This is a genomic window from Nocardioides oceani (genome assembly GCF_030412965.1).
GTDB classification, from domain to species: domain Bacteria; phylum Actinomycetota; class Actinomycetes; order Propionibacteriales; family Nocardioidaceae; genus Nocardioides; species Nocardioides oceani.
On the sequence record NZ_JAUHJQ010000272.1, the window covers coordinates 1 to 221 of the forward strand.

Sequence of the window (221 nt, forward strand, 5' to 3'; positions counted from 1 at the left end):
GACCGGCCCTCCGCGCGGGCCGTCGCGAACGCCGGCGGCGCGGTGCTGCTGGACGTCCCGGCCGACCTCGAGGCCACCGCGCCGGTCGTCGTGACGCTGACCGGCGCGGGCGCCGAGGACCTCGTGTGGGGCCACGTCGTGGTCCGCCTGGGCCGGCACTCCAAGGCCACGATCGTGCTGCGCCACACCGGCTCGGCCCGGTACGCCGCCACCACGACCGT

Annotated in this window: 1 pseudogene; it reads left to right on the forward strand. The window is 78.3% G+C overall.

The features are described 5' to 3' along the window. A pseudogene (locus QWY28_RS24855) lies at window positions 1-221 on the forward strand (Fe-S cluster assembly protein SufD); the annotation flags it as partial.